Source organism: Lysobacter sp. Root76 (genome assembly GCF_001428685.1).
Taxonomy (GTDB): Bacteria; Pseudomonadota; Gammaproteobacteria; order Xanthomonadales; family Xanthomonadaceae; genus Lysobacter.
In genome coordinates, this window is record NZ_LMIK01000008.1 from 246,248 (window position 1) to 254,199 (window position 7,952).

The window sequence follows — 7,952 nt, forward strand, 5'->3', positions numbered from 1 at the left end:
CGATACTATTTGCGGCATATAATCCTTAAAACATTGCTTGGAGTATCGATGGCCGACCGACTCGACGCCCTGCTCCACCGCTTTTCGGTCCGGGCGCAGACCTTCCAGGCCGGAACGCTGTGCGGCATCAACGACCTCACGCCCGACGGCGACAGCGGTCAGCTGCACCTGATCCGGCGCGGCGAAGTCGCGGTGAGCCACGGCGGCGCGATCGCTGCGCGCGTCGCCACGCCCAGCCTGCTGCTGTATCCGCGGCCGTTGCCGCACCGCTTCGTGATCGACGACGCGGCCGGCGCCGAACTGACCTGCGCCCATCTGCGCTTCGACGGCGGCAGCGCCAACCCGGTGGCGGCCGCCCTGCCTGCGTTCGTGTGCCTGCCGCTGGACACCATCTCCGGTCTCGACCACAGCCTGGCGCTGCTGTTCGAAGAAGCCTTCGAGCAGCGCTGCGGGCGCAGGGCGATGCTGGACCGCTTGTTCGAAGTGGTGCTGATCCAGGTCCTGCGTCATCTCATGGACAACGGCCAGACCCGCGTCGGCATGCTGGCGGGACTGGCCGATCCGCGACTGCGCCTGGCCATCGTCGCCATGCACGAGGCGCCTGCCCAGGACTGGAGCCTGGAAGCGCTCGCGGCCCAGGCCGGCATGTCGCGCAGCGCGTTCGCCAATGCGTTCCGCGATGCCGTCGGCTGCACGCCGGGCGCCTATCTGCAGCAATGGCGGGTCGCGCTGGTGCAGCGCGCGCTGGTGCAGGGGCGCTCGCTCAAGCGCATCGCCGACGAGGTCGGCTACGGCAGCGAATCGACGCTGTCGCGCGCCTTCAAGGCCCAGTGCGGACTATCGCCGCGGGAATGGAAGCAGAGCCGGCAGCGCGCCTAGACGGCCTTGGCCGTCCGCTGCGGCTTGCGCGTGTACACGTACACCGTCGCCGGCGGCACGTTGCGCAGCACGAATTCGCCGCGGTGCACGTGCAGGTCCAGTTCGCGCATCACCGAGTCGGCCACCGGCGCGGCCGGGCCGTAGGTGAACTGCACGAACACGCCGTCCGCGCGCAGGCATTCGAACGCCGCCGCCAGCAGACTGAGCTGCAGCGGCTGCGGCATGGTCAGCAGCCCCAGGCCGGACACGATCGCGTCGGCGGGGCCCTCGTCGAGATAGCCGTTGGCGCGCGCCAGCTCCGGCAGCGAACCGGCATCGCCCAGCAGCACCCGTACCTGCGGGAAACGCAGATGCAGATGCGCGTGCAGTTCCTCGTTGAGTTCCAGCACCAGCAGGTCGTGGTCGGCGATGCCGGCCGCGAGCAGGGCGCGGGTGATCGCGCCGGTGCCGCCGCCGAGTTCGATCACGCGGCGCGCGTCGTCGGGCAGCTCGGCGATCATCGCCGCGGCCAGCTCCGGGCTGGACGGCGCGACCGCGGCGGTGCGCAGCGGGTTCTTCAGCCATTGGCGGAAGAAGGTCCAGGTACCGAGCTTGCGTGGTTTCATGGCGTCGTTCAAAGCGGCTGCAGCCGCCAGCAGCGGTGGATGCGGGCGTCGCGGGCGAAATCGGGCGGGATGGTCTCGGCGCTGATCTCGCGGCAGTCGGCGAACTCGGCGACGGCGTCCTGGTCGAGGCGGAAGCGGCGGAAGTTGTTGGAGAAGTACAGCACGCCGTTGTCGGCCAGGCGCGCGACCGCGGCGCGCAGCAGGCGCACGTGTTCGCGCTGGATGTCGAAGTCGTCGGCGCGCGCGGAATTGGAGAAGGTCGGCGGGTCGCAGAAGATCAGGTCGTAGCGGCCGCGGTCGGCTTCCAGCCAAGCCACCGCGTCGGCCTGGACCAGGCGGTGATCGGCGCCGCCGATGCCGTTCTCGCGAAGGTTGTCGGCGCACCACTGCAGGTAGGTCGCCGACAGGTCGACGGTGGTGGTCCGCACGGCCCCGCCGACCGCGGCGTGCACGCTGGCCGCGCCGGTGTAGCCGAACAGGTTGAGGAAGCGGCGGCCGCGCGCTTCTTCGGCGATGCGCAGGCGCATCGGCCGGTGGTCCAGGAACAGGCCGGTATCGAGGTAGTCGTGCAGGTTCACGCGCAGCCTGGCCGCGCCTTCGCGCACCACCAGGAATTCGCCGCGCTGATCGAAACGGCCGTACTTGCTGCCGCCCTTGCCGCGTGCGCGGGTCTTGAGGGCGATGCGCTCGCGCGGTACCGCCAAGGCGTCGCGCGCGGCCGCCAGCAGTTCGTTGAGGCGGCGGCGCTGGTCGGCTTCGGGAATCGTGGCGGGCGCGGCGTACTCCTGCACGTGCAGGTGCAGCTGCGGTTCGGGCTCGTCGCTGGTATAGACGTCGATCGCGGCCGCGTACTCGGGCAGGTCGGCGTCGTAGGCGCGGTAGCAGCCGACCTGTTCGCGCTCGCGCCAGCGCTTGAGTTTGTGCAGGTTCTTGCGCAGGCGGTTGGCGACCATCTGCGCGCCGTCGGACAGCGCCTGCGGCGCGGCGTCCTCGCCGGCATCGGCGCGCGCGCGCGGCGCGATCGGGTCGCACACGATCAGAGTGCATTCGATCGCGCCGTTGAACAGTTGGTATTTCTTGTTCGCGCGCAGGCCGGTGGCCTGGGCCAGTTCGGCATCGCCGCATAGCAGGCTGGCGCGCCATTCCGGCACCAGGCGCTTGAGGGTCTTGCCCAGGCCGCGGTACAGCGCGGGATCGGCCGCCAGACGCGCGTCGTAGGGCGGGTTGCAGACGACCAGACCGGTGGCGGCGGCGGTAGCACCGCCCTCGCCCGCTTCGCCCGCGCCTGGCGCGGCCACGGGCAGGTCCTGCAGTTGTTCGACCGGCGAAACCTGCCAGCGGATCACGCCGGCCAGGCCGGCCATGACTTCGTTGTCGCGTGCGGCGCGGATCGCGTGCGGGTCGAGATCGCTGCCGTGGAAGACCGGCCGCAGCGCGGCCCGGCCCGCCTCCTCGCGCTCCTGCGCTTGCGCGCACAGTTCCTGCCAGGCGCCGCGGTCGAAGCCGCGCCAGCGCGTCGGCGCCAGTCCGTCGTGGCGCAGCAGGCCCGGGGCGACGTCGGCCGCCATCAGCGCGCCTTCGATCAGCAGCGTACCGCTGCCGCACATCGGATCGAGCAGCGCGCCGCCTTCGGCATACACGCGCGGCCAGCCGCCGCGCAGCAGCACCGCGGCGGCGAGGTTTTCCTTCAGCGGCGCTTCGCCCTGCTTCAGGCGCCAGCCGCGGCGGTGCAGCGAGCCGCCGCCGAGGTCGATCGAGACGATCGCGCGGTTCTTGCGGATCACCAGGTTCAGGCGCAGGTCGGGCGCGTCCACGTCCACGTCCGGGCGGGCGCCGGTGCGCGCGCGCATCACGTCGACTACCGCGTCCTTGACCCGCTGCGCGGCGTAACGCGCGTGGGTGATCGCGGTGCCCGAGACATGCGCATCGACGGCCAGCGTATGGGTCGCGTCCAGATGCTGCGGCCAGTCGATCGCGGCGACACCGGCGTAGAGCGCGTGCTCGTCCGGGCAGTCGAATTCGGCGATCGGCCACAGCACGCGGCTGGCCAGGCGCGACCACAGCACCGCGCGCTGGGCGTCGCGCAACTCACCTTCGGCGTTGGCGCCGGCCAGCGCGGCGGTCGCGCGCGCGCAGCCGAGCGCGACCAGTTCGTCGGCCAGCAGATATTCCAGACCCTTACCGCAGCTGACGTAGAACTTCACGAAGATTTCCTGAATGACGAGAGGAACGAAAAAGACAATGCCGGTCTACGCGCAGTATCCGCGCTGCCGGTCAAGGACGCGTGTGGCGGCGCGGCCGTCACAAGCCTTGCAACAATTGAGCGAACGCCTCGGCGCTGGCTTCGACGTGTGCCGACAGGCGATGACTGTCGTCGACCAGCAGCACGCGCGCGCGGCGCGGATAGGCCCAGTCGACGACCTCCTGGGCCGGGATCAGTTCGTCGTCCCAGCCGTGCAGGATCGAGATCGGCACCGGCGCGGCCTCCAGGCGCCGCGCCGGCCCCATGCGCACCGGCGGCGCCATCAGGAACAGGCCGGCGACCGGCACCTGCAGCGACACCAGGCCGGAGATGTAGGCGCCGAGGCTGGAACCGGCCAACACCACCGGTCCGCGCTGCGCGGCCGCCTGGGCGAGCGCGAGCAGGCGCTGCAGCCGCTGCGGCACGTCGCCGAGTTCGCTGACCTGGCGGCGTGCGTCCAGATCGGTGTAGTCCGGACGCTCGTGGCTCCAGCCCAGGCGCTGCGCGGCCTCGGCCAGGGCGGTGACCTTGGTCGCATCGGGGCCGCTTTCGAAGCCATGGGAAAGAATGCAGTGTCCGCGCGTGCTCATGCGTGTCCGGGGTAGGTGTCGCGTCGTGGGGAACGGTGTGGAGAAACGGTGCGGCGAGCGGTCGGCCGGTCGACTGGCCCGTCGATCTGCCTATCAATCGGCCAACACGACCAGCTGGTCGCCGCGGCGGATCCGGCCGCCTTCGAGGATGCGCGCGCACAGGCCGCCGTGATTGCGCATGGCGTTGTAACCGCCCGGGCCGAGCGCGTCTTCCATGCGCGAGCAGGGATCGCAGTCTTCGGTGCCTTCCAGCACCGCCTCGCCGAGACGGAAGCGGCGGCCCTTGAGCGCCACCAGCGGCAGCCCGGACACCACCACGTTACGGCGCAGCAGCGCCGGGTCCAGCGAATCGCGTCCGGCCAGCGCCGCGATCGCGGGCAGGTGCTCGGCCTGGATCAGGGTCAGCCCGCGCTTGCCGCTGCCGCCGGCGTAGCGGTCGCCGACCAGGCCGATGCCGGTCTGCGCCAGCGCTTCCTCGACCGCCTGCATCGGCACGTCGCGCTTGGGACGCAGCCCGATCCACTCCACCCGGCCGGGGCGCGGCAGGTTGGCCATCAGGCGGCCGAGTGCGGAGTCGGCGGGCGGCAGGGACATGACGGGCTCCGGTGCGAAGGCGAATGTTAGCATCCGCCCCCATGCCGCCCCTTCCGACCCTGCGCGTGGAACCGCTGCCCTACGAGGCCCTGCTGGGGGCGCGTGGCGCAGAAATGGTGGACTTGGTGGTGATCCACTGCACCGAACTGCCGGACCTGGCGACCGCCCGCGAATACGGCGAACGGGTGCTCTACCCGGCCTCCGGCACCGGCAATAGCGGCCACTATTACGTCGACCGCGACGGCAGCGTGCACCGCTACGTCGAGCCGCTGCGCAGCGCCCACCACACCCGCGGCTACAACCTGCGCTCGGTCGGGATCGAACTGGTCAACACCGGCCGCTACCCGAACTGGCTGGACTCGCGCCATCAGGCCATGGACGAGGCCTATACCCCGGCCCAGATCGACGCCCTGATCGCCCTGCTGGCCGACCTGCGCGCGCAACTGCCCGCACTGCGCTGGATCGCCGGCCACGAAGACCTGGACACGAGCCGGGTCGAAGCCAGCGACGACCCGGCGGTATTGGTGCAGCGCAAGCGCGATCCGGGGCCGCAATTCCCGTGGCCGCGGGTACTGGATGCCTGCGGGCTGGAACGGCTGGCGGCGGAATCGGGCTCCGAGGCCGGCGCGGCCTAGCGTCCGGCGGACCACGGCGTCAGGGCCGCACAATTGCGGCCGGCGCCGTTCCCGCAGCGGCCGCCTGCGCGGGCCCGCAACGACCGGGCCGTATACTTCTAGGCCGTACCGACCCGGCCGAAACCGCGCCCCATGACCTCATCGCCCGTCTCCGAACTGATCGAACTGCTGTCGCTGGAGCGGCTGGAGGACAACCTGTTCCGCGGCCAGAGCCGCGATATCGGCACCAAATACGTGTTCGGCGGCCAGGTGCTGGGGCAGGCGCTGTCGGCGGCTCAGGCCACCCTGGAAGCGCCGCGCAGCGCGCATTCGCTGCACGCCTATTTCCTCAAGGCCGGCGATATCGAGGCCCCGATCGTCTACCAGGCCGACCGTACCCGCGACGGCGGCAGTTTCTCGGTGCGCCGGGTCACCGCGATCCAGCACGGCCAGCCGATCTTCTTCCTCGCCGCCTCGTTCCAGAAGGACGAGGACGGCGGCGAGCATCAGCTGTCGATGCCGGAAGTGCCCAAGCCCGAAGACATCGCCCCCGCACCGGCGGTGCCGCCGGAGGTGATGGCGACGCTGCCGACCAAGGTCCAGCGCTGGTTGTCGCGGCAGGGGCCGTTCGAGTTCCGCCACGTCTATCCGCGCGACGAGCTCAACCCGCCCAAGCGCCCGCCCTATCAACAGGTCTGGTTCCGCCTGAGCGAACCGGTCGGCGACGCGCCGGAACTGCACCGCGCCCTGCTGGCCTACGCCTCGGACTTCCACCTGCTCGGCACCGCGACCTTTCCGCACGGGATCAGCTACTACCAGCCCAACGTGCAGATGGCCTCGCTGGATCATGCGCTGTGGTTCCACCGCCCGTTCCGCGCCGACGACTGGCTGCTGTATTCGATCGACAGCCCCAGCGCCCAGGGCGGGCGCGGCCTGGCGCGCGGGCAGATCTTCGACCGCAACGGCCGCCTGGTCGCGAGCACCGCGCAGGAAGGCCTGATCCGTGTAGTGCAGGACGCCGCGGCGGCCGCGCACGTGCCGTCGAAGGACTGAGATGAGACAGGTATTCTCCAGCGCCCGCCTGGAAAACGTCGAGTCGGTCGCGCAGATGCTGCGCGATGCCGATATCGAAGTACGGGTCACCCACAACCGTTCCTACAAGGGCAATCGCCGCAGCGGTTTCAGCTACAGCGACAACGACTCGCCCAAGCCTGCGGTGTGGGTGGTCAAGTCCGAGGACCAGGTGCGCGCGCGCGAAATCCTGCGCGCCGCCGGCCTGATCGACTCCACCCGCGGCGGCGAAGGTTATTCGGCGATCAGTTTCCGCGCGCCCGAGCAGGCCGCGCCCGGCCGCACTCCGGCGCAGCGGCGCGCGTTCCGGATCAAGCTGGCGCTGATCGGCGTGATCGTGGTGGTGCTGGCGATGGCGATCGTGCATTCGCTCCGCGAAGACCCGGCCGAGACCGCATTGGCCAAGCACCCGCTCGACGGCTCGGTCGCGGCGATCCCGCAACCGCTGGCGGCGGCGGTGTTCGCGCAGGAACTGCGCAAGGCCGCGCCGATCGACACCCTGTGCCTGTCGATCGACGGCAAGGACGTGTCCAAGGCCATGATCGACGCGATGCAGGCGCAACTGCGCGGCCGCCGCGTGGTGCCGCTGTCGGAATGCGTGCGCATCGCCGACGACGCCCAGGGCAGCGTGCACCGCGCCTCCGGGCATGCGGCGCTGCTGGTCGACGTCAAGGCGTTCCGCCCGCAGACGCGCGAGTCCGGGCAGATCGAGTACGAGGCGTATCACCACCGCATGTCGGCGTCGTACAAGACGCTGGAAGTGAAGTCGGTGGACGGGCGTTGGCAGGTGGTGCGGACGATCAAGCACGTGGCGATGTAAGCCGATTGCGGGTGCGGCTTTGCTATGCCGCTCAAGCTAGCCAAGCTCTCCAGGACCGTGCCAAGCCCGTTGAATGGGCGAGCCAAGCCGCGTGGATCGTAGGGCACGGCGACAATCGCGCCGATGCGATGGCGCGGTTCGCCTCCGCTCACCCGATCCCGCGTGCAGTTGCCGTTGCCGTTGCCGTTGCCGTTGCCGTTGCCGCGGCATTGAAATCCAATGCCCCCGCACTCGCCCAATCCCACCCAGACCCGAAGGGCGGCGCGCAGGACGCGCGCCGTTTTTCGAGGAACAGGATGTTCCTTCGAAAAATCCCCGCGCCAGCTCCGANCGCACTCGCCCAATCCCACCCAGACCCGAAGGGCGGCGCGCAGGACGCGCGCCGTTTTTCGAGGAACAGGATGTTCCTTCGAAAAATCCCCGCGCCAGCTCCGAATTCGCACGGGAGGGTTGTCTAGGCAAGCCCTTCTCTTTGGTTACTTTCTCTTGGGCTAGCAAGAGAAAGTGACCCGCACGCGCAGCGGGCGGAAGCTGTTG

8 protein-coding genes are annotated in these 7,952 nt (G+C 70.2%); 4 read left to right on the forward strand and 4 right to left on the reverse strand.

Translation table 11 applies throughout. The annotated features are described in order from the left end of the window. Positions 1-48: 48 nt before the first annotated feature. Complete coding sequence (locus tag ASE10_RS16480; RefSeq protein ID WP_055909442.1) at positions 49-879, forward strand: AraC family transcriptional regulator; 831 nt, start codon at positions 49-51, stop codon at positions 877-879. Here the strand turns inward: ASE10_RS16480 and ASE10_RS16485 are convergent. The 4 genes from ASE10_RS16485 to ASE10_RS16500 all read right to left on the reverse strand — a co-directional run bounded on the left by ASE10_RS16485 (position 876) and on the right by ASE10_RS16500 (position 4,910). After that, positions 876-1,484, reverse strand: coding sequence for a methyltransferase domain-containing protein (locus ASE10_RS16485; protein WP_157480987.1), 609 nt, complete (start codon positions 1,482-1,484; stop codon positions 876-878). The genes ASE10_RS16480 and ASE10_RS16485 overlap by 4 nt on opposite strands. 8 nt (positions 1,485-1,492) lie before the next feature. Beyond that, positions 1,493-3,688 carry a bifunctional 23S rRNA (guanine(2069)-N(7))-methyltransferase RlmK/23S rRNA (guanine(2445)-N(2))-methyltransferase RlmL gene (gene rlmKL / locus ASE10_RS16490; protein ID WP_055909436.1) on the reverse strand — a complete coding sequence of 732 codons (2,196 nt, stop codon included), beginning with the start codon at positions 3,686-3,688 and terminating at the stop codon, positions 1,493-1,495. 97 nt (positions 3,689-3,785) lie between these two features. Beyond that, positions 3,786-4,316: an alpha/beta family hydrolase gene (locus ASE10_RS16495; RefSeq protein ID WP_056305756.1), complete on the reverse strand. Its 531-nt coding sequence runs from the start codon at positions 4,314-4,316 to the stop codon at positions 3,786-3,788. Positions 4,317-4,409: 93 nt separating this feature from the next. Then, positions 4,410-4,910, reverse strand: coding sequence for an MOSC domain-containing protein (locus tag ASE10_RS16500; RefSeq protein ID WP_055909430.1), 501 nt, complete (start codon positions 4,908-4,910; stop codon positions 4,410-4,412). Between the two features lie 41 nt (positions 4,911-4,951). On the opposite strand from ASE10_RS16500, the gene ASE10_RS16505 reads away from it, so the two are divergent. The 3 genes from ASE10_RS16505 (at position 4,952) to ASE10_RS16515 (ending at position 7,415) form a co-directional block, all read left to right on the forward strand. Beyond that, positions 4,952-5,545, forward strand: a complete 594-nt coding sequence (locus ASE10_RS16505) for an N-acetylmuramoyl-L-alanine amidase (RefSeq protein WP_055909426.1) — start codon at positions 4,952-4,954, stop codon at positions 5,543-5,545. A gap of 132 nt (positions 5,546-5,677) precedes the next feature. Next, positions 5,678-6,577, forward strand: coding sequence for an acyl-CoA thioesterase II (gene tesB, locus ASE10_RS16510; protein WP_055909423.1), 900 nt, complete (start codon positions 5,678-5,680; stop codon positions 6,575-6,577). A gap of 1 nt (position 6,578) precedes the next feature. Continuing rightward, the gene (locus ASE10_RS16515) at positions 6,579-7,415 is read left to right on the forward strand and encodes a hypothetical protein (RefSeq protein ID WP_055909420.1); all 837 of its coding nucleotides are present in this window, start codon (positions 6,579-6,581) and stop codon (positions 7,413-7,415) included. Positions 7,416-7,952: the final 537 nt, after the last annotated feature.